This window comes from Ruegeria sp. AI3 (assembly GCF_056541245.1).
The window spans coordinates 1-793 of sequence record NZ_JBQFYA010000070.1; the positions used below are offsets into that span (position 1 = coordinate 1).

A 793-nucleotide genomic window follows, 5' to 3' on the forward strand; every position below is an offset into this window, starting at 1 on the left:
CGCTGATGCTACCTGTCGAGGTGCGCATTGTCCCCACTTATGAGGTGGTGGCCGGTTTTGGCATGTTAAATTCATACTCGGGTCTGATTTTTCCGTTGATCGCATCCGCCACGGCGACGTTTTTGTTCCGGCAGTTCTTTTTGACGATCCCGGATGAACTGGCCGAGGCGGCCCGCGTAGATGGTGCCAGCCCAATGCGGTTCTTTTGGGATATCGTGGTCCCGATGAGCCGGACAAACATCGCCGCTCTTTTTGTGATCCTGTTTATCTATGGCTGGAATCAATACCTCTGGCCGCTTTTGATCACGACCGACCCGGAAATGAACACAATCGTCATGGGCATCAAACAGATGTTCCCAAGCGGCGATGACTTTGCGCACTGGCCAACGATCATGGCAACCTCGATCCTTGCGATGATCCCACCAGTCATCGTGGTCGTGGGCATGCAACGGCTGTTTATTCGCGGCCTTGTCGATAGTGAGAAGTAACAGATGGCGACGGTTTCCCTTCAGGATATCAAGAAAAGCTTTGGCGACACCGAGGTCATCCACAGTGTCTCGACCGACATCGCAGACGGTGAATTCATCGTCATTGTCGGGCCATCCGGGTGCGGAAAATCCACATTGCTGCGTATGGTCGCCGGGTTGGAGACCGTTACATCCGGTGACGTTCTGATCGGGGGCGAGCGCGCCAACGATAAGGAACCGATGGACCGCGATATCGCAATGGTGTTTCAGAACTACGCGCTCTACCCGCATATGTCAGTCCGCCAGAACATGGGCTACGGTCTCAA

Annotated in this window: 2 protein-coding genes; both read left to right on the forward strand. The window is 54.5% G+C overall.

The window, feature by feature from the left end; all coding sequences use genetic code 11:
* Positions 1-488 (forward strand): ABC transporter permease subunit (locus ACRZ95_RS23075; protein ID WP_480555724.1); only part of this gene is annotated, 488 nt, incomplete at its 5' end.
* Between the two features lie 3 nt (positions 489-491).
* On the forward strand, positions 492-793 hold a 302-nt coding region (locus ACRZ95_RS23080; RefSeq protein WP_480555726.1), incomplete at its 3' end, for an ATP-binding cassette domain-containing protein.